This is a genomic window from Sulfitobacter aestuarii (genome assembly GCF_042685005.1).
Lineage (GTDB): Bacteria > Pseudomonadota > Alphaproteobacteria > Rhodobacterales > Rhodobacteraceae > Sulfitobacter > Sulfitobacter aestuarii.
Map to the genome: position 1 here is coordinate 22,183 of NZ_JBHUMP010000014.1, position 26,939 is coordinate 49,121.

Consider the following 26,939-nt stretch of genomic DNA (forward strand, 5'->3'; position numbering starts at 1 on the left):
CCGGTCCCCCGGAGTATTTATGAAAAGGGTGAAGTCAGGAAGGTGTCAGGCTGGCGGCGGCGCTCTCGAGGCGGGCAATGGCCTGCGCGATCTCGTCATCGGTGATGTTGAGCGGCGGCAGCAGGCGGATGACATTGTCTGCCGCCGGGACGGTGATCAGCTCATGGGCATAGCCTGCCGCCACCACGTCGCTGTTCGCAGCCCTGCATTTGAGGCCGAGCATCAGCCCGGCACCGCGGACTTCCTCGAATACCTCGGGATGGGCCGAGACCAGCCCTTCGAGCTTCTGGCGCAGCAACCCGGCCTTGCGGTTGATCTCGGCGAGGAAAGCGGGTGCGGCGATGATGTCGAGCACCGCGCAGCCGACCGCACAGCCGAGCGGGTTGCCGCCATAGGTCGAGCCGTGGGTGCCCGCGGTCATGCCTGACGCGGCCTTTTCATTGGCCAGCACCGCGCCGAGCGGGAAGCCGCCGCCGATGCCCTTGGCGACCATCATGATGTCGGGCGCGATCCCGGCCCATTCATGGGCAAAGAGTTTGCCGGTACGTCCGACGCCGCATTGCACCTCATCAAGGATCAGCAGGATGCCGTGTTCATCGCACAGGTCACGCAGCCCCTTCAGGCAGGAATCGGGCAGCGCGCGGATGCCGCCCTCGCCCTGCACCGGTTCGAGCAGGATCGCCGCCGTGGTTTCGGTGATCGCCACGGTGAGGGCCTCGTGATCGGCGAAATCGAGATGTTTGAAACCGGGCAGAAGCGGGCCGAAGCCCTTGGTCATCTTGTCCGACCCGGCAGCGGCGATACCCGCCGAGGAGCGGCCATGGAAAGCGCCGGAGAAGGTGATGATCTCGACGCGCTCGGGCTGTCCCTGATCATGGAAATACTTGCGCGCCATCTTGACCGCCAGCTCGCAGGCCTCGGTGCCGGAATTGGTGAAGAATACCGTGTCGGCAAAGCTGAGTTCGACCAGCCGTTCGGCCAGCGCCTGTTGCTGAGGGATCTTATAGAGATTGGACGTGTGCCAGAGCTGTCCTGCCTGCTCGGTGAGCGCCTTGACCAGCGCCGGATGGGCATGGCCCAGCGCGTTGACCGCGATTCCGGCACCGAGGTCGAGAAAACGTCGGCCATCCGCCTCGATCAGCCAGCTGCCTTCGCCTCTGACAAAGCTCAGCGGCGCGCGGGAATAGGTGGGCAGAATGGCAGGGATCATGAGGATCATCCTATGGTTAAATCGCGTCAAGGCGCCAGAAGGGCATGAGGGCGACGCATGGTCAACAAGGTTTTGGAGATGCGCACCGGATCTGCTGCGCGGGACGCCCCGAAGTGGGGCCGCGAGACGGGGTCAGCCGTGGCGTCGTCGCAGACGGGTATGGGGGCGCGTGCTCATGAGGTCAGGCATAGAATGCGACGGGGCGTTTTGCAAAGGTGAATTTCGCAGCACTAACGCGGGACAACCTCGGGTTTCGGGGCTTGCCGGGCGCCCAAGCTGTCGCCATAGCTGCGCGCATGTATCATGCAAAAAAACCCAATAATGCGCTCGCCGCCAGCCTGATCGCTCTCGCCACCGCCTTTATCGCCGCCACCACGCTGATGGCCAAGGCGCTGGGGTCGGATGCTTTCGGGGACCCGCTGCATGCGCTGCAGATCAGCCAGGGGCGGTTTCTGTTTGCATTTCTGGCGCTTGGCTCGGCCGCCGCGGTGCTGCGGCCGCGACCGGCGCGGCCCCATTGGGGGCTGCATGTGGCGCGCACCTTCTGCGGCTGGGGCGGGGTGACGCTGATGTTTGCCTCGGTGGCTTTCATTCCGTTGGCCGATGCTACGGCGATCTCGTTTCTCAATCCGGTTTTCGCGATGATGCTGGCGATCCCGCTGCTGGGCGAGCGCGTCGGGCGGGTGCGCTGGTCGGCGGCGGCCATGGCGCTGGCCGGGGCGCTGATCCTGCTGCGCCCGACCCCGGAAAGTTTCCAGCCTGCCGCGCTGCTGGCCCTCGGGGCGGCGCTGTCGATGGGATTTGAGCTCATTTTCATCAAGAAGCTTGCCGGGCGCGAAGGCCCCTTTCAGATCCTGCTGATCAACAATGCGATCGGGCTCGGGATCTCGACGGTTGCGGTGCTGGCGGTCTGGCAAATGCCGAGCCCCGCGCAATGGGCGCTGCTGGTGGCAATCGGGCTGTGCATGGCGGTGGCGCAGACCTGTTTCGTCAATGCGATGGCACGGGCCGATGCGAGTTTCGTGGCGCCCTTCAGTTATGGCACGCTGATCTTCGCGGCGCTCTATGACGTACTGTTTTACGGAGTGATCCCCGACGTGGTGACGTGGACCGGTGCCGGGATCATCATCACCGGGGCAGTAATGCTTGCGCTGCGCGAGGCGCGGCTCGAACCCGTGCCGGTGCGCCCGCATACGGCGGTCTGAGTCTTACGCGCTTGCACCTCAGGCCCCAAGGTTTAGTATAGGGCGCTGAAAGATGACGAAGCGGTCCGCTGTTTGGGCCGCTTTTTAGCTGGGGAACCCCGAATGTCATGGACTGACGAGCGCGTTGAGACGTTGAAGAAGATGTGGAGCGAAGGCCAGTCGGCCAGCCAGATCGCCAAGGAACTTGGCGGCGTTACCCGCAACGCGGTGATCGGCAAGGTGCACCGGCTGGGCCTGTCCAATCGCACGGCACCCGGCGCCGCAGCGCCCAAGCCCGAGCCCAAGGCCAAACCGGCGCCGAAGGTCGAGGCGGCCAAGCCCAAGCCCGCGCCGAAACCGATCGAGCCCGAGAGCACACCCGAGCCCGCCGCGGAAGCGCCGAAGCCAAGCCTGCCCGCGCGCAAGCAGATCATTCCCGCCGGTCAGCCGCTGCCGCCGCAGCCCTCGGCCAACGAGATCAGCCCCGAGGCCCTGGCCAAAGTCAGCGAGATCGAGAAGAAGGCCAAGAAGATCGGCCTGATGGAGCTGACCGAGCGGACCTGCAAATGGCCGGTCGGCGATCCGGCGACCGAGGATTTCTGGTTCTGCGGACTGCCCGTCCAACAGGGCAAGCCCTATTGCGAAGCCCATGTCGGCGTGGCGTTCCAGCCGATGAGCGCAAGGCGCGACCGGCGCCGCTGAGGCGCAGCTCTCCGATCCCGGGTTGCAGCGCCGGAACGGTGCTCGCCCCCTATCGGTAGCCGCGCCATTTCGGATCACCTCCTTTGCGACACTGATTGCCGACAAGCGTTTGGCGTGGCGATTGCGGCAGAAACCTGCAGGGTGATCGGAAGCGCGGGTCCGCAGGTTACTTCAGGATCGGCGGTTTTGACGGATCGCTGCCCGGGGCCATGCGCGGCGTCTGTTGCAGCGGTTCGGGCTGGGGCAGATCGAACCGCAGCCCGACGCGGGCGAGCCTCGGCACGACCGGATCATCGGGACCGAAGAAGCCGACATCCATCGCCCCCGCCTCGATGCCGGAAAAGGTCAGCGCTTCGGAGGCGGCCCGCACCAGCGCGTCCTGCGCGCGCAGGATCGCCCCGACGAAGCCGAGCAGATGACCGCGCCCGCCGCCCTCGTATTCCACCCCGACCAAAAACGCCCCGGCGGCCATGCCGGTAGCGGTGGCGAGCTTGGCGTCGATCGCCGCGATCAGGCTTTCGGGCAGGCCCCGCGGCGGCAGCACCTGGGCGATCTTCGCCTCGACCTCTCCGGGGGCATGGGCGAGCGTATCGCGCAACCAGTCCATTGCCCCTGCGGGCAGCAATATCTCCGATGGCGCGACGCCGATATTGACCGCCATGCCGAGCGGTTGCCCCTCCAGCATCCCGGCGATCGTGCGGCCTGACAGCGCCACATAGGGTGCGGCCTCCCCCACATAGGCAGCCAGACGCGCGGCGCGGTCGAAGACGATCACATATTCGCCCTCCAGCAGCACCGGGCTGATCTGATCTCCCTCGGGCTCCGCTTCGAGCAGCAGGAACAATTCCACGTCGGCGATGCGTTCGTAAAACCGCAGCCGCGCCGCGTCATCCTCGGGCGCGGCCTGCATCAGGGCATGAGCGGTATCGAGCGGGGTTGTCTCAGTCATCCAGCACCTCTTTCACGGCCGTTCGCAGACGTGGGACGACCTCTTGCTCGAACCACGGATTTTTCTTCAGCCATCCGGTATTGCGCCAGGAAGGATGAGGCAAGGCAAAGACGCCGGGCGGATGATCGCGCCAGCCTGCTACAGCCTGGGTCACGTTCTTGAAGTCAGGCAAGTGATATTTCATCGCATAGGCGCCGATCAGCACCCTCAGGCGGATCTGCGGCACCATGTCGAGCGCGGCGGCGCGCCAGGTGCGCGCGCAGATCGGTGGGGGCGGCAGGTCGCTGCCCTTCGCGTCATAGCCCGGAAAGCAGAATGCCATGGGGATGATCGCGACTTTCGAGCGGTCATAGAAGGTCGCCTCGTCAACCCCGAGCCAGTCGCGCAGACGCTGGCCGGATTTGTCCCAGAACGGCGTATTGGCCTCGTGCACCCGCAGCCCCGGCGCCTGGCTGGCGATCAGCAGACGCGCCTGCGGGGCGAACCAGACCACCGGATTGGGGCGGTGCGCGGTTCTGGTCGCGGCAAAACGCTCGGCGCAGATCCTGCAGGCCTGCAATTCGAGGCGGATATCCGGGTTCGGGTGCATGGGGCCATAGATAGGCACGCGATCCCGGTTGCAAAAGACCGGTGGCGCGGAACCTTGCCGTGGCGCCGCCGGTTGGTCCCGAACCGGCCCAGGTGAAAGGATCCCCATGCCGCACCCCCTGCCCCGCCGTTTCGCCGTGCTGCTGCTGGCCCTGCCACTGCCGCTTCTGGCCCAGGATCTGCCGCCCGAAACCTCTCCATTACCGCCCGAGAGGCCGCAGGTGGGCGCGACGCCGGAGGCCGAAGGATCGAAGCCTGAGACGCCGGAGGCCGAGGCGTCGGAGCCCGAGACACAGGAGAATGCGGCGCCGGAAGCGACAAGGCCACCACCGAGGAAACCTGACGAAGACGTGCCGGAGCAACCATCTCTGCAAGACGATGAGCCGGAGGCGGATGCGGAGGAGAACGAAGCGGTTGCCCCGCCAGAGGCCGACCCCGAAGCTTTCGCCGCTTGCACCGAGGCACTTGCCGAGATGGGCGCGGTATTCGAAAAACGGCCGCGCATTGCCGATGCCGAGGATGGCGCCTGCGGCATCGCGGAGCCGGTGCTGCTCGAAGAGGCGGCCCCCGGCGTGGCGATGCGCCCGGACACGCTGTTGCGCTGCGAAACCGCTCTGGCTTTGGCAGCTTGGCTGAAACGTGTGGTGATCCCGGCATCCGAAGTACTGGAGGAACGTGGCGAGGTCACCGGCGTGCGGCACGGCTCTTCCTATGTCTGTCGGCGGCGCAACAACCTGCCGGAAGGCAAGCTTTCGGAACATGCATTTGGCAGTGCCATTGACGTGATGGGGCTCACTTTCGCCGGTGGTTCGACCCTGGTGATCGAGCCGCGCGAAAGGGAGGGGACGCTGGAAGAGGCATTTCAAGATGCGATCCGCGCCGGTGCCTGCCTGTCCTTCACCACGGTGCTCGGCCCGGGAAGCGACGCCGCCCATGCGGATCATCTGCATTTCGATATCAAGGAACGCAAGGGCGGGTTCCGGCTCTGTCAATAGATCGGGACGCAGGGAAACCGTTTGTCTTCGCCGATGCCGACGTCATGTTGATCGGCAAAAAACCCGGGCAGGAGTCCAGCCGTGGCGCAGGGGCATCACCATCATCACCACGTCGATCCGGAAAGCGGCGATCTGAAGGTCGCGCTGGCGGTGGCGATCAACCTCGCCCTGACGCTGGCGCAGATTATCGGCGGCATCGTCGCGGGCAGCCTGTCGCTGATCGCCGATGCGCTGCACAATCTCAGCGATGCGATCGCGCTGATCATCGCCTTCGCCGCGCGCAAGATCGCCCGGCGGCCCGCCGATACGCGGATGACCTTCGGTTACGGCCGTATCGAGGCGGTGGCGGCGCTGATCAATTACACCACCCTGATCGTGATCGGGCTCTACCTCGTTTACGAGGCCATCTGGCGCTTCTTCGAACCTTCCCCGGTGACCGGATGGATCATCGTGGTTGTGGCCGGGATTGCCCTGCTGATCGATCTGGCGACAGCGGCGCTGACCTATTCGATGAGCAAGAGCAGCGTCAATATCCGTGCGGCCTTCCTGCACAACCTGGCCGATGCGCTCGGCTCGGTGGCGGTGATCGTAGCGGGCAGTCTGGTGATCTGGTTCGGCTGGCATTGGGTCGATCCGGCGGCCACCCTGCTGATCGCGGGCTATATCCTGTGGCAGTCGGCGCTTGAGATGCCCGTTGTCGTGCGCATTCTGATGCTGGGCTCGCCGCCCGAGATCGACGCCGAGGCGGTGATTGCGACGATGCTGGAGGTCGAAGGCGTCGGTTCAGTCCATCACGTGCATCTTTGGATGATGGGCGAGCACGAAAACGCGCTCAATGCGCATCTGGTGCTGGAGTCGCAGGCGTCGGGAAGCGCCGGAGCGGTGAAGAAGCGGTTGGCAAGACAATATCATCTGCATCATTCGACGCTCGAAATCGAAAACGCCGCCGAACGATGCCGGGATGCGCAGGTAATCGGTCACTGAATTGGCCTCGCTGGTCGGGGCCGAAACCCGGGACGGCTGACACAGGTCAGGCCGTCGGCATCGTTGTAGTGGCGGTCGCGCTGATCTAGGCTTTGGCAAGTGGCTTTGATCGGGTGAACGTTATGTACCGTGTCTGGAGCTTTCTGACCCGCTATTCGCTGCTGCTGGTGATCGGCGCGCTCCTCGCGCTGGTCTGGGCAAATCTCGATGAGACGAGCTATCGCAGCTTCGTTGATTTCACCCTCTGGAAAGATGCGCCGATTGGCCATCTGCATGACGGGCATCGCAGCCTGACACTGCATTACCTGGTCAATGACATGCTGATGGCACTGTTCTTTGCCATCGCCGCCAAGGAGGTATGGGAAGCGGTGGTGCTGCGCAGCGGTGCGCTGCGGGGTCGCCGGGCGGCGACGCCGCTGATTGCGACGTTGGGCGGCATGGTCGGGCCGGTGGCGATCTATCTCGGCCTTGCCGCGCTCCTGGGATCGCAGACTTTCGACGCGGTGACGCGAGGCTGGGCGATCCCGACGGCCACCGATATCGCGTTTTCCTATCTCATTGGCCGGTTGGTCTTCGGTGCCGGGCATCCGGCAGTACGCTTCCTGCTGTTGCTGGCCATTGCCGACGATGCTGCGGGGCTGATCATCCTGGCGGTGTTCTATCCGAGCAGCGACTTGGCGCCGCAATGGCTGCTGCTTTCTCTGGCCACGGCGTTGGTGGTCTTCCTGCTGGCGAACTGGCTGCCCCGGCGGCTCGACCGGCACGACCAACTGCGCCGCCGCTCGACCTGGGTCCGCAAAAAGCTGCATGTCCTGCCCTATCTATTGGCCGGGATGGTGAGCTGGTACGGGTTCATGCGTGCCGGGCTGCATCCGGCGCTGGGGCTGTTGCCCATCGTTCCGACCATCCCCCATGCCGAACGCGCCTTCGGCATCTTTTCGGAGGCGGAGCGTTACCTGACCGATCTGCTCAACCAGATCGAACATCTGCTGAAACATCCCGTTGAAGTTATCCTGTTCTTCTTCGGCCTGTTCAATGCCGGGGTGCAGTTCAGCGCCATCGGCCCCGCCACCTGGCTGGTTCTGGCCGGGCTCTTGATCGGCAAGCCGCTGGGGATCGTCGCCTTTGGCTGGCTGGCGGCGCATCCGCTGCGGCTTGGCCTGCCGCTCGGGATGGGGATCGGTGACCTGGCGGTGATCGGCTGCGTTGCCGGTATCGGGTTTACTGTGTCGCTCTTCGTCGCCTCGGTCGCCTTTGATACCGGTCCGGTGCAGGATGCGGCCAAGATGGGGGCGCTGTTCTCCTTTGCCGGGGCGGCGCTCAGCCTGCTGGCCGGGCGGCTTGCCGGGGTAACCCGTCAGCGCAGCTGACCGGATTCCTTGCCGCCGGTATCCGCTGGCAAGGCGCCGGTAATCTTGTCGCGCAGCTTGCCAAGGAACCGATGGAGAGCCGGTCCACCAGCATCGGCATCAAGCTGCTCCTCGGCTTGCGCCGGTACGCGGGGCAGATCGACGAAGAACGTTGTGCCGACATCGACATTGCGGCGATAATCGATGCTGCCGCCCATCGCCTCGACAATCCGGCGCGAGATGTTCATGCCGAGCCCGGTCCCGCCTACAGCGCGCTTGTCGCTTGAATCGACCTGGGAGAATTCCTCGAAGACCTTGGTCCGGCTCTCCTCGGAGAGGCCGATGCCCTCGTCGATCACGAGGATGCGTACCGTTTGCGGCGCAATCTCGGTACAGATCACCACCTTGGCACCGACATGGGAGAATTTCGATGCGTTCGACAGCAGGTTGGCCATCACCTGCTGGATGCGCTGCTCATCGACGAAGATTTCCACGTCCTTATCGAGATGCCCTGCGCGCAGCTCAACATTCAGGGTCTGCGCATAGGCGCGGTTCATGTCGATCGCATCCATGATCATCGTCCCGAGATCACGCTTCTGCATGTCAAGGACGATCCGCCCGGCCTCGAATTTCTGCAGGTCGAGGATCTCGTTGATGATCGCGGTCAGGCGCACGGAATTGCGCTGCGCGATCTTGAGCACTTTCTCCACATTCGGTGGCAACTCGCCCAATGCCCCGGCGCAGGTCATGTCGAGCGATCCCTTGATCGAGGTCATCGGCGTGCGCAGCTCGTGGCTGATGGTCGAGACGAACTCGGTCTTGGCCTGAAAGGCGATCTTGGTCTTCTCATGCTCCACCTTCAGCTCCTCGAGCTGCTGCACGTTGGTGCGGTAGAGGCGCAGGAAGATCCGCGAGCAATCGATGATGAAATAGAGCACGAAGATCACCGTGAAGAGCTGCATCCACAGCTCTGATTCAATCGGTGCGCCGGTGCGCAGGATGTCCCAGACCGGAATGAACAGGAAGGTCGCCCCATAGATCGCCAGCCGCAGGATCAGGACCCTGAGGATATGATGGTTGTTCATTGCCGCGAAGAGTGCCGCGGCAAAGAGAAAGAACAGCGACATGAAATGGGTCGTCGGCCCCTGTTCGAGCGCAATGCCGATCGCGTAGAAACTGATCACCGCGGCGCTGAGGACCGTGCCGACATAGATCCGCTGCATGAAATGACGCGCGACCCGGGCGCCCCGCCCGTTCCAGACCCGCACCTGCCGGAACAGGATGTAATCGTAGATTTCCGAGATCGAGATCAGCAGCATCGTCGTCAGCGACAGCCACAGGTCGTAATAATAGGCCGCCAGTCCGATTGCCGCGGCAAAAACCAACTGGCGTTGCCAGAACATGTCGATGCCGACGCTGCAATAATCGCGAATCTGGCGGACCGTCATCAGGTCGGCTGCCTCTGTTTCGGTGTTCCTGAAGACGGGTACCGTACTTTCATTCAACACCGTCCGGGCCTTCTTTCCTTTGTCCCGGGCGCCGATTCACTGGCCAGGGCACTCATAACCATCTGTTATTGCTACCGACAATGGCCGATACTGTGGCACGCAGACCACGTGCAACGTAACCTTGCACGAAATCTGGTCAAAACTATGGCAAAATGTTTCTACTTAAGGTTAGCCTGCAATCGTTAACGGGTATTCAGGGCGGTATGTGAACATGGGTATCGAGGGCAATATTCTTGGTAGACGCGGCTGGCAGCATATCTTTCCGGAGCTGATCCCGCAGGAAGAACTCGATCCGGACCGGCTGCAGCGCCAGGCGATCCGCCCGCGGCGCGGCCAGGGCGATCCCGACGGCGGCGAGCGGCCACTCGCGCCGGTCTCCCCGCAGAACCAGCAGGTCCGCGCCACGACGCTTTCGGTGCTCAACATGCATAATCACGGCGAGCTCTTCGTCAATTTGCTGCGCGCCCGCAAGGAAATTTTCATCCGCGCCAAGGGCTGGGAACTGCCCGAGGTCGATGGCATGGAATTTGACCAGTACGACACACCGCGCGCCCGCTGGATCGTGCTGCATGAATATGGCGAGGTGCTCGGCGGCGTGCGCCTCTCCCCCACCACGTCGCAATGCGGTCAGTACAGCTACATGATCCGTGACGCGCAGGACGGCCTGCTCGATTCGATTCCCCAGGACGTGTTGTTCTTCAAGGCCCCGGTGCGCGATGATATCTGGGAGGCCACGCGTCTGTTCCTCTCCGCCAAGCTGCCTGCAGGCCGCAGGATGGAGCTTCAGAAGCTGCTGCTGGCCCATATGGCCGCCACCGCCTCCGAGCTCGGCGCGCGCCACGTGATAGGAATCGTCCCGGCAGTGTTCAGCCGCTGGATGACCAGGCTCGGCGTGATGAGCGCGGTGCCGGTGGGCCCGGTCCATCACATCGACGGCGAAAAGACTCAAGCCGCGCTGATGGATGTCACCGGCGGCGCCTGAGCGCCCCGCCCGGCCCGGCATATCGCGCATTTCGGCAATGATCTGCTCCATACGGCGCCCTGCAAGGCTTGCGGCGAGACGCGAAAGACGGCACTGCTTACCCGGCAGTGCCATTTGGCCGTTCTTTGCGACATAATACGGTCAAATTCGTGGCATAAGCCATTAAGAAACCTCTGATAAGCAGGTCCGAACGAAGGCCGCGCAGGAGCAACCGGAGCAGGGCATGCTGGAATTCGAGAATGTATCCAAGTCCTTTTGGACTGGATCCCAGCACAAGGTCATCCTCGACAGGGTTTCCTTTCGGGTCGATCTCGGCCGCTCGCTCGGCATCCTCGCGCCCAACGGTACGGGCAAGACCACGCTGATCAACATGATGGCCGGGCTCGAGAAACCCGACGAGGGCGAGATCCGCAGGGGCTGCAACATCAGCTTCCCACTCGGTTTCATGGGCGGCGTCGTGTCCAAGGTCTCGGCGATGGAAAACGCCCGCTACATCGCCCGCCTCTACGGGCTCGACCCGGATTACGTGGAAAGCTTCTGTCGCTGGCTGTGCAATCTCGGCGAATATTTCGACCAGCCGCTCGGCACCTATTCGGCCGGGATGCGCGCCCGGTTCTCCTTCGCGCTGATGCTGGCGCTGGATTTCGACATGTATCTGATCGACGAGGGCATGCCCGCCACCACAGATGTCGAATTCAACCGCAAGGCCGGGGAAATCCTGCAGGAACGGCTGCGCACCACCACCATCATCATCGTCTCGCATCAGGCCCAGACGCTGGAGAAATTCGCCAGCTCCGCAGCGGTGTTGCTCGGTGGGCAATTGTACATGTTCGATACATTGGAAGAAGCGAAGCAGCTTTATGACTACGAAACCCAAAGCTAGGAAATTCCGCATCAAGCGCAACATGCCTGCTGCGGCGGCCAGCGGGACGCAGTCTGGCGCGTCGGCCCATGCCATGCCCGACGAAGACAAGCTCGCCGCATTGCGCCAGGCCGCGTCTGCGGGGTCCGACACCGGCGCCGCGGACGCTCCGGCGGCCGAGGGCAATCTCGATGCCGGGCCTCGCGCAGCCCCCGCGCAGCCGGAGCAACCGCAACCATCCCAAGCCAGGGAACCGGCAGGGCCCGATCACAGTTCTGACGCCGCTGACACCGCAAGCGAGCCCCCCCGCGCCGGTCAGGTCTCCTCGGCGGCGGAAGTCTCCGGCGAGCTCAACATCGACGCGATCCGCCGCGAGGGGCTGACGGGACGGCAATTGCGCATGGCCCGCCGGGTCGCGCAGAAACACGGGCTCGCCCCGACCTCCGATTTCGACGCTGTGCGGCTGCTGCGCGCGCAGGGGATCGACCCGTTCCAGCGCTCCAACATGCTGGAACTGGTCGTGCCCCAGGCCGGGGGCGAACTGCGCGACGGCAGCCCCGGCGATGCGCTGGCGCAGCTCCCCGGACATCCCGACACGCGCCGCCACCAGCTGCCCCAGACGGTGCCGAGCGGTCGGCGCAACCTGCCCTCGACCGAACATGCCAGCCCCGCCGAACGGCGGATGCGCGAGATCTCACAGATCCAGCAGGACATCACCAAACGTCGGCGCCGCAAGATCGGCCTGTTGCTGGTGCGGCTGGCCTTCTTCGTGCTGCTGCCGACGATCGTTGCGGGCTATTACTTCTACCGCGTCGCAACGCCGATGTATGGCACCAACAGCCAGTTCCTGATCATCCAGAACGAGGGATCCGGCGGCAGCAGCCCGCTCGGCGGGCTCCTGCCCACCCAATTCGCCAATTCCGCGGACAGCATCGCCACCCAGGCCTATCTGCAATCCAAGGATGCGATGCTGCGTCTTGACCGGGACGCCGGGTTCAAGGCGCATTTCTCCGATCCGGCCGTCGACCCGATCCAGCGCCTGAGCGCAGATCCGACCAATGAAGAAGCCTACAAGACCTACAAGAAAAACGTCAAGATCGGCTATGACCCCACCGAAGGCGTGATACGCATGGAGGTGATCGCCGCCGATCCGCAGGTCTCGGAAACCTTCTCGCGCAAGCTGCTGGCCTATGCCGAGGAACGCGTCAACGGCCTGTCCCGGCAGAAACGCGAGGACACGATGCGCGACGCGCGCGCCGGTTACGAAGAGGCAGAGCGCAAACGGCGCGCCGCGCAGGAGGCGCTGATCAAGCTGCAGGTCGAGAACGGTGTCGATCCGGATGCGGTGATCATGGCGATCCGCGGCCAGATCAGCAATTACGAAGCCCTGATGATCGAGAAGGAGCTGGAGCTGGCGGCGCTGATGGACAACGCCCGACCGAACCGCGCCAAGGTCGATGGCGTCACGGGCGACCTGCGCCGGATCCAGGCCCAGCTCGACAAGCTCAACAACCGCATGAGCAGCGCGACGGAGGGCGAAAACTCGCTGGCCCAGCAGGCGGTCAGCCTGCAACTCGCCCAGGCCGACCTCGCCGCCGCCGACGTCACCCTGCAGGCCGCGCAGACCCAGATGGACCAGGCCCGCACCGAGGCCGGTCGCCAGGTCCGCTACCTTACCGTCGCGGTACGCCCCGTGGCGCCGCAGGAACCGAGCTATCCGCGCCGGTTCGAGAACACGATCTTGGCTTTCCTGATCTTTGCGGGCATTTACCTTATGCTGTCGCTTACCGCATCCATTCTCAGAGAACAGGTAACCTCATGACCCAAGTCACCATCCGCGAACTGAGTATCGGCAACGAGTGCCCGCTTACCGTGATCGCAGGCCCCTGCCAGCTCGAAAGCGAAGATCATGCCCAGATGATCGCCGGACGGATGAAGGAGGCCTGCGACGCAGCAGGCGCCCAGTTCATCTTCAAGGCAAGCTATGACAAGGCCAATCGAACCTCGCTTTCCGGGCGCCGCGGCGTGGGAATTGATGCCGGGCTCAAGGTGCTGCAATCGGTCGGACAGAGCGTCGGCGTGCCGGTTCTCAGCGATGTGCACAGCGAAGCGCAATGCGCGGCAGCGGCCGAGGCCGTGGACATCCTGCAGATCCCCGCTTTCCTGTGTCGCCAAACCGACATTCTGCTCGCCGCCGGAAGAACCGGCAAGGTGGTCAATGTCAAGAAGGGCCAGTTCCTGGCTCCCTGGGACATGCCCAACGTGATCGCCAAGATCGAATCGACCGGCAACGAACGTATCCTGCTCACCGAACGCGGCACCTCATTCGGCTATAACACGCTCGTCGCGGACATGCGCAGCCTGCCGCAGATGGCAAAGACCGGCTATCCGGTCGTGATGGATGCCACCCATTCGGTGCAGCAACCCGGCGGCCAGGGCGGCTCGAGCGGCGGTCAGCGCGAATTCGCCCCGGTGATGGCCCGCGCGGCTGTAGCGATCGGCGTGGCCGCGGTCTTCATCGAGACTCATGAAGACCCTGACAACGCCCCCTCCGACGGGCCGAATATGATTCCGCTCGACCAGATGCCGAAGTTGATCGCCTCGCTGATGCAATTTGACAAGCTGGCCAAGGCCGACCCGATCCGCCTCTGAGCACGAACCCGTTTCTTCTGACTTGAAATACCTTCGGGGGGCCCGGGGGGCAGACAGCCCCCCGGCGCTCGCCCCGTGGTCGCCTGTGGCGTTTATCCCGCGGCCAGGGCCGCCTCGCAAAAGGCCGCGATCCTGGCTGCGTCCTTCACCCCGGGTGCGCTCTCCACGCCGGAGGAAACATCGACCTGACGCGCCCCTGTGACCCGGATCGCCTCCGCAACATTGTAAGGCGTCAGCCCGCCTGCCAGCATCCAGGGCACCGGCCAGCGCCGTCCGGCAATCAGCCGCCAGTCGAAGGCCAGCCCGTTGCCCCCGGGCAGCACCGCATCGCGCGGCGGCTTGGCATCGACAAGAAGCTGGTCCGCCACTCTGCCATAGCGCTCAAGCGCCGCAAGATCTTGGGCATCGGCCACGCCGACCGCCTTCATCACCGGCAGTCCATAGCGCGCCTTGATTGCGCTGACCCGTTCCGGACTTTCGCTGCCATGCAATTGCAGCATGTCCAAGGGCACCCGCGCGGTCAGCGCGTCGAGGAATTCGTCATCGGCATTGACGGTCAGCGCCACTTTGCAGATCCCTTCCGGTACCGTAGCGGCCATGAAAGCGGCTTCTTCCGGGGTGACGTTCCGCGGTGATTTGGCGAAGAACACGAAACCGAGGTAGCGCGCCCCGCCGAGGATGGCAGCAGGCAGATCGGCGGTCTCGGTCAGGCCGCAGATCTTGACGTTGACCATGGCAGGCGCCAGCGCGTTTTCTCGCCCCGACATCAGGTCAGGCGGTTTCGTCGAGCAGGACCAGCACGTCGTCCTTGCCTTGGTGCTTCTCGCCCCTGAGCCGCGCCACCTCGCGCTCGAGACGCCGCCGCTCCCGGGCCAAGCGCGCCTTTTCGGCACGTTCCCCGTGTTCGCGGATCCATTCCCAGACGAACCCGACCAGCAGCCCGGCGAGCAGGCTGGCGAGGATGACGATGAACAGCGGCAGTTCGATCTGCGGGTTCAGCGCGAACCAGCCGGAAACCTCGGTCGGCAGGATCTTCAGCGGCACGACGGCACGGTTGGCCAGAGCGACGGAGATCAGCGCCAGCGCAAAGATGGCGATACAAATATAGCGGATATAACGCATCAGGCTTTCCCGTTCAGACGATCACGCAGCAATTTGCCGGTCTTGAAGAACGGCACATGTTTTTCCTCGACATCAACGGTCTCGCCGGTGCGCGGGTTCCGCCCGACGCGGGCATCCCGTTTCTTCACCGAGAAAGCCCCGAAGCCGCGCAGCTCGACACGATCCCCCTTGGCCATGGCTCCGGTGATCTCGTCGAAGATGGTATTGACGATCCGTTCCACGTCGCGCTGGTAGAGATGCGGATTATCATCGGCAATCTTCTGGATCAGTTCAGACCGGATCATCGTGATTCCCCCAAGGCTCGTTGTTTGCAGAAGTCTGGCGAACTATATGGAAAAACCGGCCATTCGGAAAGTGATCGCTGCCCGCGCCCTGCGCTTTTTCGCCGGGAAGCTTCTGTTTTCGCGAATCTTTTCTGCGCCGACCCCGCGATTTCCATTTGCGGCGTGGCAATCGCGGCGCCGCCGCACCCTGCAGGACAGCCACGATTCGGCACGCAAAAGCCCCGCATCCTGCGATGCGGGGCTTTCGTTTTTCTCAGGCTGTCGCCGAAGCGCGCTTATTCGTCGCCCTTGAGCGCGGCACCGAGGATGTCGCCCAGTGATGCACCGGAATCGGAGGAGCCATACTGCTCGACCGCCTCCTTCTCTTCAGCGATCTCGCGCGCCTTGATCGACACGCCGAGACGATGCGCCTTGGTATCGACATTGGTGATGCGCACGTCGACCTTGTCACCGACCGAGAAACGCTCGGGGCGCTGCTCGGCGCGGTCACGGCTGAGGTCGGAGCGGCGGATGAAGGATTTCATGCCTTCATATTCCACTTCGATGCCGCCGTCTTCGATCGAGGTCACGGTCACGGTCACGATCGAGCCGCGCTTCACGCCGCCCACCGCCTCGGCGAACTTGTCGCCGCCGACACCCTTGATCGAGAGCGAGATGCGCTCCTTCTCGACGTCCACTTCGGAGACCACGGCCTGAACCACGTCACCCTTGCGGTAGTCCTGGATCGCTTCCTCGCCGCGCTGGTCCCAGCTGAGATCGGAGAGGTGAACCATGCCGTCGATGTCGCCCGGCAGGCCGACGAACAGACCGAATTCGGTGATGTTCTTGACTTCGCCTTCGACTTCGGTGCCCTCGGGGTGTGTCTCTGCAAAGACTTCCCACGGGTTGCGCATGGTCTGCTTGAGACCGAGCGAAACGCGGCGCTTGGCACCGTCGATTTCCAGAACCATGACTTCGACTTCCTGGGAGGTCGAAACGATCTTTCCGGGGTGCACGTTCTTCTTGGTCCAGGACATTTCGGATACGTGAACCAGACCTTCAACGCCCGGCTCCAGCTCGACGAATGCGCCGTAATCGGTGATGTTGGTGACACGACCGGTGTGCACGGAGGACAGCGGATACTTGGCGCCAACCAGATCCCACGGATCTTCCTGCAGCTGCTTCATGCCGAGGCTGATACGGTGAGTCTCCTTGTTGATCTTGATGACCTGAACCTTGATGGTCTCGCCGATCGACAGGATCTCGGACGGATGGTTGACCCGGCGCCATGCCATGTCGGTGACGTGCAGCAGACCGTCAACGCCGCCGAGGTCAACGAAGGCACCGTATTCGGTGATGTTCTTGACCACACCGTCGACGGTCTGACCTTCGGAGAGGTTGCCGATGACTTCGGCGCGCTGTTCGGCACGGCTCTCTTCGAGGATCGCACGGCGCGAAACCACGATGTTGCCACGACGACGGTCCATTTTCAGAACCTGGAACGGCTGCTTGAGACCCATCAGAGGGCCGGCGTCGCGCACGGGGCGCACATCGACCTGGCTGCCGGGCAGGAAGGCCACGGCACCGCCGAGATCGACGGTGAAACCACCTTTGACGCGGCCGAAGATGGCGCCTTCGACGCGCTCTTCCGCGGCATAGGCTTTCTCCAGGCGATCCCAGGCTTCTTCGCGACGGGCCATCTCGCGGGAGATGACGGCTTCACCACGGGAGTTCTCGACCTGGCGCAGGAAGACTTCGACCTCGTCGCCAACCGCGATCTTGGGGGACTCACCGGGATCGGCAAATTCTTTGAGCTCGACGCGGCCTTCCATTTTGTAGCCTACGTCGATGATGGCCTGGCCCGCTTCGATCGCGATCACCTTGCCCTTGACGACAGACCCCTCTTGGGGCGTGTCCATTTCGAAGCTTTCGTTCAACAGCGCTTCGAATTCGTCCATTGCTTTAGTTTGAGCCATGTAGCTTATCGTTTCCTTTTGAGCATGTTTCCGGCCGTGCGGTTGTCTCCGCCGGTCTTGGGATGAAATTGGTCCGCAAAGCAGTTTCGCGACGCAAAAGAAAGAGGGCCGGTAGTGACCGACCCTGCCCGTTATCTGCGCCCGAAGCTGTATCCGCCCCTTAGACAGCGTCCGATATAAGTCAATTGCCGTCGCGCCGCAAGGCCGAAGCCGGAGCGGCCTTGCACCCCTAGCGGCGCTGCGCCGCCTCGATCAACTTGACCGCCGCCGCCACCGCATCGGCGATCGCCAATTCGGTCGTATCGATGCGCACCGCATCCGCCGCCGGTTTCAGCGGGGCCTCCTCGCGGGTCGAATCGCGGGCATCGCGGGCCAACACATCGGCGAGCACCTGTTCGAGCGTCACCGCCATGCCCTTGCCGCTCAACTCCGCATAGCGGCGCTGCGCACGCACCTCGGCGCTGGCGGTGACGAACAGCTTCACCTGCGCCTCGGGGCAGATCACCGTGCCGATATCGCGCCCGTCCAGCACCGCCCCCCCCGCGCGCGCGGCAAAGCTGCGCTGGAAATCGGTCAAGGCTGCCCGCACCTCGGGCAGCGCCGCCACGCGGCTGGCTTCCTGCGCGACCTCGGGGCTGCGCAACGCATCGCTTTCCAGATCGTCCTTCTCAAGCTGCCGCGCCGCCACTTCCGGCATCATGCCATCGAGCACCTTGGCCCCGACCGCCCGATAGAGCAGCCCGGTGTCGAGATAGGCGAAACCGAAATGCGCCGCCAAAGCCCTGGAGATCGTGCCCTTGCCCGACGCCGCCGGCCCGTCGATCGCGACGGTGAAGCCTCCTGTCACCATGCCGTTTTCCCCCACCTGCGGCTCATGAGACCTCCCGCGAGACCTGCGCGCCCAGCTCAGCCATCAGCGGCTCGAAGATCGGGAAGGATGTCGCGATCGGCCCGCCGTCATCGACGCGCACCGGCTGCTGCGCGGCCATGCCCAGGATCAGGAAGGACATGGCGATGCGGTGGTCGAGATGGCTGGCACAGAGCCCGCCGCCAGGCACCCCGCCTGCCCCGAGCCCCGCCACCGACCACCAATCCGGCCCCTCCTCCACGCTGACCCCGTTGGCCCGCAGCCCGGTCGCCATGGCATCGATCCGGTCGCTTTCCTTCACGCGCAATTCCTTGACCCCGCGCATCATCGTTGTCCCCTGTGCAAAGGCGGCCACGATGGAAAGCACCGGATATTCGTCGATCATGCTCGCCGCGCGCTCCGGCGGCACCTCGATCCCCCTCATCTCGGGCGAGAACCGCGCCCGCAGATCGGCCACCGGCTCGCCACCTTCGAGGCGTTCGTTCTCGTATGTGAGGTCGGCGCCCATCTCGCGCAGCGTGGTGAACAGCCCGGCCCGCGTCGGGTTGAGCCCGATCCCCGGCACCAGCACGTCGCTGCCCGGCACGATCAGCGCCGCGCAGACCGGGAACGCTGCCGAGGACGGATCGCGCGGCACATCGATGTGCTGGGCGCGCAGCTCGGGCTGCCCTGTCAGGGTGATCACCCGGCCCTCTTCCGTCTCCTCGACGCTGATCTCGGCACCGAAACCGGCCAGCATCCGTTCCGTATGATCGCGGGTCGCCTCAGCTTCGATCACCACCGTCTTGCCCGGCGCATTCAGCCCAGCCAGCAGCACCGCCGATTTCACCTGCGCTGAAGGCATCGGCACCACATAGCGCACCGGCACCGGCTCCCGCGCCCCGACGATGGTCATCGGCAGCCGCCCGCCCGCGCGCCCCACCGCCTGCGCCCCGAACAGCGCCAGCGGACCGGTGACCCGCGCCATCGGCCGCCCGTTGAGACTGGCGTCCCCGGTGAATGTGGCGGTGATCGGCGAACTCGCCATGGCCCCCATGATCAAACGCACCCCGGTGCCGGAATTGCCGCAGTCGATGACATTCTCCGGCTCGGCAAAACCGCCAACCCCGACGCCATGCACCGACCAGCGCCCGCCGCCTAGATCGCTGACCTCGGCCCCGAAGGCGCGCATCGCCCTGGCGGTGTCGAGCACATCCTGCCCTTCAAGCAGGCCGCTGATCGTGGTCTCGCCGACGCACATCGCCCCGAGGATCAGCGCACGATGGGAAATCGACTTGTCCCCCGGCACATCGGCCCGGCCGCTCAACGGGCCGCAGGCAGAGGAGGTCATCGGAATCGGAGAGCTGTGGCTGGACATGCGGATACCTGCAAAAAATTTCTGGCCCGAGTCTTAACGGAGCGATCAGCCCCCGTCCATGCACGGAACGCTTGCCGCGCCCCGGGGTTGCCCCCCCAAGCCAGAAGGAGCACTCCACGACCAAGCAGTTCGACACGATCAACCCCGCCACTGAAGAGACCATCGCCACCCATCGCTATCTCGAGGACAGCGCACTCGAGGCTAGGATCGAGGCCTGCCACGCGGCATTCCGCGACTGGCGTCTGAAATCCCACGCGGAGCGCGGCAAGATCATTCAAGCCATCGGCGAAGTCCTGCGCGCGCGCAAGGACGAGCTCGCCGCGCTGATGACCCGGGAAATGGGCAAACTCCTGGGCCAATCCGAACAGGAGATCGCGCTCTGCGCTGCGATCTGCGATTATACCGCCGAACAGGGCCCCGACGTGCTGGCCCCCGAGGATCGCGAGATCGCCCATAGCCGCATACGCGACGTCACCCTGACCGGCAGCCCAGATGCGGGCCGCGAGATCGCCCAGAAAGCCGGCAAGGAGCTGAAAAAGACCGTGCTCGAACTCAACTTCAACGACGCCTATCTGGTGCTCTCGGACGCCGATGTGCAGAAAGCCGCGCGCATCTGCGTCACCGGACGGATCTACAACAACGGCAAGACCTGCGTCGCCGCCAAGCGCTTTATCGTGGCCGACGCTGTCTATGACGTCTTCAAGGACGCTTCCGTGGCCGCGATCAAGGGGCTGAAACCCGGGGATCCCACGAACGGGAAGTCAGACATCGGCCCCGTGGCCCCCAAGGACCTGCGCGACGACCCGCATGAACAGGTGCAGCAATCCGTGGCAAAGGGCGCGGAAATCCTCTTCGGCGGCGGATTGCCAGAAAGCGAAGGTCATTATTATCCCGCGACCGTGCTCGGCAACGTCAAACCGGGCCAGCCCGCCTATGACGACGAGCTTTTCGGCCCCGTCGCCGCGCTGATCCATGCCAAGGACGACGAAGACGCCATGCGCATCGCCAATGACAGCAAGTTCGGCCTGGGCAGCGGCATCATCTCTCAAAACGTTCAACGCGCCGTCGAACTGGCCGAAACCGAATTCGACACCGGCATGATCTTCATCAACGGCTTCGGTCTCGCCACCCCGAACATGCCCTTCGGCGGCGTCAAGGATTCAGGTTACGGGCGCGAACACGGCGGCTTCGGCATGTTGGAAATCACCAATACCAAGGCCGTTCTCGTCATGGACGAATGAGCCGCTTCTTCTGACCCAAAATACCTTCGGGGGGTCCGGGGGGCAGACAGCCCCCCGGCGCTCACATCCTGCGAAACGTCAGGTAATGCGGCACCCGGCCCTCGCGCAGCGCCTTCTGTTCGTACCGTGTCGAATACCAGTCATCCCAGGGCTCGCGCCAATCCGTCGGGCCCTCGGCCAGCCAAGCGAACCCGTGCCGGGGGACCTGTTCCAGCGTCTGGCGTACGTAATCCTCGATATCCGTCGCCACCCGAAAGATCGCACCGGGCTTCAGCACCCGTGCCAGCGGCGCCAGATGTTCAGACGTGACGAAACGGCGCCGGTGATGGCGTGTCTTCGGCCAGGGATCAGGGTAGAGTAGAAAGGCCCGCTCGATCGAGGCCTCCGGCAGGACGTCGAACATGTCGCGCGCATCGCCGGGGTGGATCGCCAGGTTATCGACCCCGGCGCGGCGGATTTTGCCAAGCAACATTGCCACGCCGTTGATATAGGGCTCACAGCCAATGATCCCGACATCCGGGTTGCTCTGCGCCTGATGAACCAGATGCTCGCCGCCGCCAAAGCCGATCTCGAGCCAGGTCGGACGCCCGCCGAACAGGTCCGGCAGGTCGAGCGGTCTGCGCTCCGGGTTGCTCTCCCAATCGACGGCACCGGGCGACAGCGCGGCGAGGTCTTCCTCGAGATAGCCCTTCTGGGATTTCTTCAGGGCCTTGCCCTTGAGGCGGCCATAGAAATTGCGGCGGGGTCTGGACGGTGTGTTCATGGCGCTGCCTTTAGCGCGGCGCGCGGGGCGCTGCAACATGCGGCAGAGCGGCGCGCGCCCCGACCTGGGCGGGGCGCGGCTGATGTGCTCAGAGCGCGGCCGTGAGCTTCTCGGCCAGATCGACCCGTTCCCAGGAGAACCCCCCATCGGCCTCCGGCGCGCGGCCGAAATGGCCATAGGCGGCAGTGCGCTGGTAGATCGGGCGGTTGAGCTGCAGATGCTCGCGGATGCCGCGCGGCGTCAGGCTCATTACCTCGCGGATCGCCAACTCGATCGCCGCGTCATCGACCTCGCCGCTGTTATGGGTGTCGCAATAGATCGACAAAGGCTCGCTCACCCCGATCGCATATGACAGCTGGATGGTGCATTTTCGCGCCAGACCGGCCGAGACGACGTTCTTGGCAAGGTAGCGCGCGGCATAGGCCGCCGACCGGTCCACCTTGGTAGGGTCCTTGCCGGAAAACGCGCCGCCGCCATGCGGGGCCGCGCCGCCATAGGTGTCCACGATGATCTTGCGCCCGGTCAGCCCGGCATCGCCGTCCGGTCCGCCGATCACGAAGGTCCCGGTGGGGTTCACATGCCAGACCGTTTCCGCATCGATCCAGCCCTCGGGCAGCACCTCGCGAATATAGGGTTCAACGATATGGCGGATGTCGGCACTGCTCTGGCTGGCATCGGCATGCTGGGTCGAAAGCACAATCGAGCTCACCCCGACCGGGCGACCGCCCTCGTAGCGCACCGACAACTGGCTCTTGGCATCCGGGCGCAGGCTCGGCTCGCTGCCATCCTTGCGCACTTCGGCAAGGCGGCGCAGGATTGCATGGGCGTAATGGATCGGCGCGGGCATCAGCTCAGGCGTTTCGTCCGTGGCAAAACCGAACATGATGCCCTGATCGCCGGCGCCCTCGTCCTTGCCCTCGCCCGCATCGACACCCTGCGCGATATGCGCCGATTGCGGATGCAGCAGATTGGTGATTTCACAGGTCTCGTGGTGAAACTCGGCCTGTTCATAGCCGATATCCTTGATACAGGCGCGGGCGATGTCCTCGATTTTTTCGAGGTATTCTCCCAGCTTGGTCTTGTCGGACAGCCCGACCTCACCCCCGATGACCACGCGGTTCGTGGTGGCAAAAGTTTCCGCCGCAACCCGCGCCTCGGGTTCCTCGCTCAGAAACGCGTCGAGCACCGCATCGGAAATGCGATCGCAGACCTTGTCAGGGTGGCCTTCGGAAACGGATTCCGAAGTAAAGATATAATTCTGGCGGGACATGTCGTGCTCCAATATGAATACATCCGCCACGTCAGGAAGCCGTTGTGGCGGGATGGAGAAGGCTTAACAGACCGCCGGGTCGCGTCAATCGCCAAATCGGCGCCGCGCGCGCAGCGCCGCGACGCCGAGTCCTGCCAGCAACAGCAGGGCCAGCGGCAAATCCCCGCTGCGGCTGTAGAGTGTCGGCGCGCCGGGCAGCGGCAGCCGCGCATCGAGGAACCCGGCCTCGTTGAGCGGCAGCATCGCCCGGATCCGGCCCTGCGGGTCGATCATTGCCGAAACCCCGGTATTGGCGGCCCGTGCCAGCGGCAGCCCCTGTTCGATGGCGCGCATCCGCGCCTGCGCGAGATGCTGGAGCGGTCCGGCGTTCTTGCCGAACCAGGCATCGTTGGTGAGCTGGATCAGCAGCGCGGGACGGGTCGGCGCGGCGTTGACATCATGGGCGAACACGGCCTCGTAGCAGATCAGCGGCAGCGCCGGACCGATACCGCGCAGATCGAGCAGCATCGCCCCGGGACCCGACGAGTATCCATTGCCCGCCTGCGCCGCGAGACCGTGGATTCCGAATTGACCGAGCAGATCACCGAAGGGGACATATTCGCCGAACGGCACGAGATGGTGCTTGTCGTAGCTTTGCGCCACCGCCCCCTCCCCGTCGAGCACCACCAGGGAATTGTAGAACCGGGTGGCGCCGCGGCGTTGCACGCCCAGCATCACCGGCGTGCCGCGCGCCGCGGTGGCGATCTGCGTCAGGGCCGGTTCGGCCAGGTCGAGCGGCCAGGGGATCGCGGTCTCCGACCAGATCACCAGATCGGGCGCCCCCCCCCGTTCCGGCGCTGCGGCGGTGAAATCGAGTTGACGGCGAAAGAAAACCGGGATCATCTCCGGCGCCCACTTGTCGCGCTGCGCCGCATTGGGCTGCACCAGCCGGATCACCCGCTCGCCCAGCGGCGCGGGCGGCGCCTGCACCGGCAACAGGAGCAGCGCCGCGCCAGCCAGCCCCGCGACTATCTGCGTAGCGACAAGCGCCTTGCGGCCATGCGCGCGCATTCCGAGCAACACCGCCAGCGCCACGAGCCAGAGCGTCAGACCATAGGGCCCGACCCAGGCCAGCGCCTGCCCGGCCATCACATCGACCAGCGCCTGCGATGGCAGCGCCCAGGGAAAACCGGTGAAGATATAGGCCCGCAGCAATTCGACGGCAGGCCAGCACAAGATCAGCCCCCAGCCGCGCGGCGACAGCCTGCGCGCGGCCCAAAATGCCAGCCCCCAGAACAGCGCCATGCCCGCGCCCAGCAATACCAGCGCGAAAGGCGCCATCCAGCCATGCCGCTCAACGTCGACCAGGAAGGGCGAGACGATCCAGCGCAGCGCATGAATAAAATATCCCGCCCCGAAGAGCCAACCCAGCAACGCCGCCTGCCACGGCGTCCCGCGCGTCGCGAAGAGCCGTATAACCAACACCATCGCCGCCAGCATGAGCAGCGGCAGATCATAGGGCGCCTGCCCCAGCGCCGCGATCACGCCCAAGCCGAAGGGGGCGCCGAAGCGCCAGATCGCGCCGTTTCCCGAAATCACCCGTGCGAACCCTGCAGACGCACCCGCAGCCGCTTGATCCGGCGCGGATCGGCGTCGATCACCTCGAATTCGGGCCCATCGGGATGCAGCACCACCTCGCCCCGGGTCGGCACCCGGCCCGACAGCATGAAGACCAGCCCGCCGAGCGTGTCGATCTCCTCCTCATCGACGCGGTCATGATCGGTCAGCGAATACCCGATCTCCGCCTCGAAATCCTCCAGCGGCGTCTTGGCCAGCGCCAGATAGCTGCCCGGCTTCTCGACGGTCCAGTATTTGCCTTCATCGACGTCGTGTTCGTCCTCGATCTCGCCGATCACCTGTTCGATCAGATCCTCGATGGTCACCAGACCGTCCACGCCGCCATATTCATCGATCACCAGCGCCATATGGCGCCGCTCCGCCTGCATCTTGGTCAGCAGCACGCCGATCGTCATGCTCGGCGGCACGAAGAGCAGCGGCCGCAACAGCGCGCGCAAGTCGAAATCATCGGAATGGCCGTTGAAGCCGTAATTCAGCGCCAGATCCTTGAGATGGGCCATGCCGATCGGCGTGTCGAGCGTGCCGTCATAGACCGGCAGCCGGGTCATGCCACTTTCCTTGAAAACCTGTACGAGCTCGTCGAGCCCGTAGCTCACCGGCACGGCGGTGATGTCAGCCTTCGGCACCGCCACGTCATCGACCCGCATGCGGCGCAGGTTGATCATGCCGGGCGGGCTGGCATAGCGGTCGGGGGCGGGCTCCCGGATCTCGTGCGAATCCGTTTCCGAGGGAGTCAGCGCGTCGAACATGCGGGAGAAAAATCCACCGCCGCGCGCCTGGCCTGCATCATTGTTGTCCGTGTCGATATCCGACAGCGCGCGCTGCGCCGCGTCAGATGATCCGTCTGTGTCGCCCATTGGGTCCTGTCTAATCGTTGCAGCGGGTCGGACCCGCCTCAATATCCCTATATGGGTCATCGAGACCCAGATTGCCAAGTATTTCCACCTCAAGCCCCTCCATCAGGCGCGCATCCGCCTCGTTCTGATGGTCGTATCCAAGCAGATGCAGCAGACCGTGCACTGTCAGATGGGTCACATGATCGGCAAATGGCTTGCTCGCCGCCTCGGCTTCGGCGGCGCAGGTCTCATAGGCCAGCGCGATATCGCCGAGTTCGATCATCCCGTCAAAGCCGGGTTCGATCTGCGCGGGCGTATCGCCGGGTTGCTCTGCACCGCGTTCCTCGGCGGGCCAGCTCAACACGTTGGTGGGGCGGGGCTTGTCGCGGAATTCGCCGTTGAGCCGGGCGATATGCGCGTCATCGCACGCCAGGATCGAGACCTCGGCAAGTGCCGGATCAAGTCCGAACCGCGCCAAAACAGCCGTGGCCGCGCGCTGCACCAGCGGTTCCAGCGCGAGCGCGGCCCAGCGGTCATCCGCGATCACCAGCTCCAGCGCCTCAAGCGCGGTGACCGCCTCGTCCCGCGGAAGCACCGATGGCGGAGACTGCGACATCAAGCCGCATCGTCCGCTTCATAGGCTTCGATGATTGCCGCGACCAGCGGATGGCGCACCACGTCCTTGGAGGTGAAGTAATTGAAGCCGATCTTCGGGATCGTCTTCAACAGCCGCTCGGCATCGGCCAGACCGGAGGCGGTGCCGCGCGGCAGGTCGACCTGGGTACGGTCGCCGGTGATCACCATGCGCGACCCCTGGCCCAGACGGGTCAGGAACATCTTCATCTGCATCGACGTGGCATTCTGCGCCTCGTCCAGCACGACGAAGGCGTTCGACAGAGTCCGACCGCGCATGAAGGCCAGCGGTGCGATCTCGATGCGCTTCTCCTCCAGCAACTTGGCGAGCTGCTTGCCCGGCAGGAAATCGTTCAGCGCGTCATAGAGCGGCTGCATGTAGGGATCGACCTTGTCCTTCATGTCCCCGGGCAGATAGCCGAGCTTCTCCCCCGCCTCGACCGCCGGGCGGCTGAGAATGATCTTGTCCACGTGTCCGGTAATGAACATCGACACGCCCACCGCGACGGCGAGATAGGTCTTGCCCGTACCGGCCGGGCCGATGCCGAAGGCAAGCTCGTTGTCGAACAGCGACTGCACATAAGCCTTCTGCGCGGCGGTACGCGGTTCGACGCGTTTCTTGCGGGTCTGGATCTCGATGCCCCCGGCGATCTGCATTTCCAGCTGATCGCCGTCGCGCACGCCGGTATCGGCCTCCGAATTGCCCATCCTCAGCAGGCTCTCAACATCGGCGGTCTCGACTGAACGGCCGCCCTCGAGCCGGGCATAGAGCGCGTTCAGCACCTGTTCGGCCTGGCCGATCGCCTCCGGCTCACCATGGATGGACAGATGATTGCCGCGCCGCAGGATCTGCACCTCGAAGGCTTTTTCGATCAATGCCAGATGCGCATCATAGGCACCGCACAGATCGATCAGCAGCCGGTTGTCGGGAAATTCCACCGCATGCTCGCTGGCGGTGGAGGGCGGGGTCATGAGCTCGTTTGGATGCAATGCCTGCTCCTGTTAAAGCATTTCAGAATCTCAATATA

General features: G+C 64.3%; 26 protein-coding genes and 1 riboswitch. Of the genes, 10 read left to right on the forward strand and 16 right to left on the reverse strand.

Annotation, left to right across the window (positions count from 1 at the left end):
* Window positions 1–34: 34 nt before the first annotated feature.
* On the reverse strand, window positions 35–1,210 hold the full coding sequence (locus tag ACFSUD_RS14700; protein ID WP_386375256.1) for an aspartate aminotransferase family protein: 1,176 nt from the start codon (window positions 1,208–1,210) through the stop codon (window positions 35–37).
* 296 nt (window positions 1,211–1,506) lie between these two features.
* Here ACFSUD_RS14700 and ACFSUD_RS14705 point away from each other — a divergent pair, with 296 nt between their 5' ends.
* Window positions 1,507–2,415: a DMT family transporter gene (locus tag ACFSUD_RS14705; RefSeq protein ID WP_386375257.1), complete on the forward strand. Its 909-nt coding sequence runs from the start codon at window positions 1,507–1,509 to the stop codon at window positions 2,413–2,415.
* 102 nt (window positions 2,416–2,517) lie between these two features.
* Window positions 2,518–3,096, forward strand: a complete 579-nt coding sequence (locus tag ACFSUD_RS14710) for a GcrA family cell cycle regulator (protein ID WP_386375258.1) — start codon at window positions 2,518–2,520, stop codon at window positions 3,094–3,096.
* 166 nt (window positions 3,097–3,262) lie between these two features.
* Here ACFSUD_RS14710 and ACFSUD_RS14715 read toward each other — a convergent pair whose 3' ends face one another.
* Both ACFSUD_RS14715 and ACFSUD_RS14720 read right to left on the reverse strand, forming a co-directional pair.
* Window positions 3,263–4,045, reverse strand: coding sequence for an SseB family protein (locus tag ACFSUD_RS14715; protein ID WP_386375259.1), 783 nt, complete (start codon window positions 4,043–4,045; stop codon window positions 3,263–3,265).
* Window positions 4,038–4,634 (reverse strand): uracil-DNA glycosylase family protein, encoded by a 597-nt coding sequence (locus tag ACFSUD_RS14720; protein ID WP_386375329.1) that lies wholly within the window; start codon window positions 4,632–4,634, stop codon window positions 4,038–4,040. Before ACFSUD_RS14720 ends, ACFSUD_RS14715 begins: the two co-directional genes overlap by 8 nt.
* A gap of 106 nt (window positions 4,635–4,740) precedes the next feature.
* Between ACFSUD_RS14720 and ACFSUD_RS14725 the strand changes: the two genes are divergently transcribed.
* The 3 genes from ACFSUD_RS14725 to ACFSUD_RS14735 all read left to right on the forward strand — a co-directional run bounded on the left by ACFSUD_RS14725 (window position 4,741) and on the right by ACFSUD_RS14735 (window position 7,982).
* Window positions 4,741–5,628 carry an extensin-like domain-containing protein gene (locus ACFSUD_RS14725; protein ID WP_386375260.1) on the forward strand — a complete coding sequence of 296 codons (888 nt, stop codon included), beginning with the start codon at window positions 4,741–4,743 and terminating at the stop codon, window positions 5,626–5,628.
* An 81-nt stretch (window positions 5,629–5,709) separates the two neighbouring features.
* Window positions 5,710–6,612, forward strand: coding sequence for a cation diffusion facilitator family transporter (locus ACFSUD_RS14730; protein ID WP_386375261.1), 903 nt, complete (start codon window positions 5,710–5,712; stop codon window positions 6,610–6,612).
* 122 nt (window positions 6,613–6,734) lie between these two features.
* Window positions 6,735–7,982, forward strand: a complete 1,248-nt coding sequence (locus ACFSUD_RS14735) for a Na+/H+ antiporter NhaA (RefSeq protein WP_386375262.1) — start codon at window positions 6,735–6,737, stop codon at window positions 7,980–7,982.
* On the opposite strand, the gene ACFSUD_RS14740 is transcribed toward ACFSUD_RS14735, so the two are convergent.
* Entirely contained in the window at window positions 7,970–9,409 is a 1,440-nt protein-coding gene (locus ACFSUD_RS14740) for a sensor histidine kinase (RefSeq protein ID WP_386375263.1), read from the reverse strand. The genes ACFSUD_RS14735 and ACFSUD_RS14740 overlap by 13 nt on opposite strands.
* A gap of 271 nt (window positions 9,410–9,680) precedes the next feature.
* Between ACFSUD_RS14740 and ACFSUD_RS14745 the strand changes: the two genes are divergently transcribed.
* From ACFSUD_RS14745 to kdsA, 4 genes are all read left to right on the forward strand, one after another.
* On the forward strand, window positions 9,681–10,451 hold the full coding sequence (locus ACFSUD_RS14745; RefSeq protein WP_386375330.1) for an acyl-homoserine-lactone synthase: 771 nt from the start codon (window positions 9,681–9,683) through the stop codon (window positions 10,449–10,451).
* A gap of 223 nt (window positions 10,452–10,674) precedes the next feature.
* Window positions 10,675–11,334, forward strand: coding sequence for an ABC transporter ATP-binding protein (locus tag ACFSUD_RS14750; protein WP_386375264.1), 660 nt, complete (start codon window positions 10,675–10,677; stop codon window positions 11,332–11,334).
* Window positions 11,312–13,135 (forward strand): capsule biosynthesis protein, encoded by a 1,824-nt coding sequence (locus tag ACFSUD_RS14755; protein ID WP_386375265.1) that lies wholly within the window; start codon window positions 11,312–11,314, stop codon window positions 13,133–13,135. Before ACFSUD_RS14750 ends, ACFSUD_RS14755 begins: the two co-directional genes overlap by 23 nt.
* Window positions 13,132–13,965, forward strand: a complete 834-nt coding sequence (kdsA, locus tag ACFSUD_RS14760) for a 3-deoxy-8-phosphooctulonate synthase (RefSeq protein WP_386375266.1) — start codon at window positions 13,132–13,134, stop codon at window positions 13,963–13,965. The genes ACFSUD_RS14755 and kdsA overlap by 4 nt, the downstream gene beginning before the upstream one ends.
* Window positions 13,966–14,057: 92 nt before the next feature.
* Here the strand turns inward: kdsA and ACFSUD_RS14765 are convergent, their stop codons facing one another.
* The 6 genes from ACFSUD_RS14765 to aroA all read right to left on the reverse strand — a co-directional run bounded on the left by ACFSUD_RS14765 (window position 14,058) and on the right by aroA (window position 19,551).
* Entirely contained in the window at window positions 14,058–14,732 is a 675-nt protein-coding gene (locus ACFSUD_RS14765; protein ID WP_386375267.1) for a phosphoribosylanthranilate isomerase, read from the reverse strand.
* A 4-nt stretch (window positions 14,733–14,736) separates the two neighbouring features.
* Window positions 14,737–15,087 carry a lipopolysaccharide assembly protein LapA domain-containing protein gene (locus ACFSUD_RS14770; protein WP_386375268.1) on the reverse strand — a complete coding sequence of 117 codons (351 nt, stop codon included), beginning with the start codon at window positions 15,085–15,087 and terminating at the stop codon, window positions 14,737–14,739.
* On the reverse strand, window positions 15,087–15,371 hold the full coding sequence (ihfB, locus tag ACFSUD_RS14775; RefSeq protein WP_386375269.1) for an integration host factor subunit beta: 285 nt from the start codon (window positions 15,369–15,371) through the stop codon (window positions 15,087–15,089). The genes ACFSUD_RS14770 and ihfB overlap by 1 nt, the downstream gene beginning before the upstream one ends.
* 275 nt (window positions 15,372–15,646) lie before the next feature.
* Window positions 15,647–17,335: a 30S ribosomal protein S1 gene (gene rpsA / locus ACFSUD_RS14780; RefSeq protein ID WP_386375331.1), complete on the reverse strand. Its 1,689-nt coding sequence runs from the start codon at window positions 17,333–17,335 to the stop codon at window positions 15,647–15,649.
* A gap of 220 nt (window positions 17,336–17,555) precedes the next feature.
* Window positions 17,556–18,176: a (d)CMP kinase gene (cmk, locus tag ACFSUD_RS14785; protein WP_386375270.1), complete on the reverse strand. Its 621-nt coding sequence runs from the start codon at window positions 18,174–18,176 to the stop codon at window positions 17,556–17,558.
* Window positions 18,177–18,198: 22 nt separating this feature from the next.
* A complete protein-coding gene (aroA, locus tag ACFSUD_RS14790; protein WP_386375271.1) occupies window positions 18,199–19,551 on the reverse strand; it encodes a 3-phosphoshikimate 1-carboxyvinyltransferase in 1,353 nt (450 codons plus the stop codon).
* Window positions 19,552–19,622: 71 nt separating this feature from the next.
* Between aroA and ACFSUD_RS14795 the strand changes: the two genes are divergently transcribed.
* On the forward strand, window positions 19,623–20,792 hold the full coding sequence (locus ACFSUD_RS14795) for an aldehyde dehydrogenase family protein (RefSeq protein WP_386375272.1): 1,170 nt from the start codon (window positions 19,623–19,625) through the stop codon (window positions 20,790–20,792).
* 61 nt (window positions 20,793–20,853) lie between these two features.
* Here ACFSUD_RS14795 and trmB read toward each other — a convergent pair whose 3' ends face one another.
* The 6 genes from trmB to ACFSUD_RS14825 all read right to left on the reverse strand — a co-directional run bounded on the left by trmB (window position 20,854) and on the right by ACFSUD_RS14825 (window position 26,883).
* A complete protein-coding gene (gene trmB / locus ACFSUD_RS14800; protein ID WP_386375273.1) occupies window positions 20,854–21,555 on the reverse strand; it encodes a tRNA (guanosine(46)-N7)-methyltransferase TrmB in 702 nt (233 codons plus the stop codon).
* 88 nt (window positions 21,556–21,643) lie between these two features.
* Window positions 21,644–22,825 carry a methionine adenosyltransferase gene (gene metK / locus ACFSUD_RS14805; RefSeq protein WP_386375274.1) on the reverse strand — a complete coding sequence of 394 codons (1,182 nt, stop codon included), beginning with the start codon at window positions 22,823–22,825 and terminating at the stop codon, window positions 21,644–21,646.
* 4 nt (window positions 22,826–22,829) lie between these two features.
* Window positions 22,830–22,879: riboswitch (SAM-SAH riboswitch) on the reverse strand.
* A 30-nt stretch (window positions 22,880–22,909) separates the two neighbouring features.
* On the reverse strand, window positions 22,910–24,403 hold the full coding sequence (gene lnt, locus ACFSUD_RS14810; protein ID WP_386375275.1) for an apolipoprotein N-acyltransferase: 1,494 nt from the start codon (window positions 24,401–24,403) through the stop codon (window positions 22,910–22,912).
* A complete protein-coding gene (locus tag ACFSUD_RS14815; protein WP_386375276.1) occupies window positions 24,400–25,299 on the reverse strand; it encodes a hemolysin family protein in 900 nt (299 codons plus the stop codon). The genes lnt and ACFSUD_RS14815 overlap by 4 nt, the downstream gene beginning before the upstream one ends.
* A 10-nt stretch (window positions 25,300–25,309) precedes the next feature.
* Window positions 25,310–25,894 carry an rRNA maturation RNase YbeY gene (gene ybeY, locus ACFSUD_RS14820; protein ID WP_386375277.1) on the reverse strand — a complete coding sequence of 195 codons (585 nt, stop codon included), beginning with the start codon at window positions 25,892–25,894 and terminating at the stop codon, window positions 25,310–25,312.
* Complete coding sequence (locus ACFSUD_RS14825) at window positions 25,894–26,883, reverse strand: PhoH family protein (protein ID WP_386375332.1); 990 nt, start codon at window positions 26,881–26,883, stop codon at window positions 25,894–25,896. The genes ybeY and ACFSUD_RS14825 overlap by 1 nt, the downstream gene beginning before the upstream one ends.
* Window positions 26,884–26,939 lie beyond the last annotated feature (56 nt).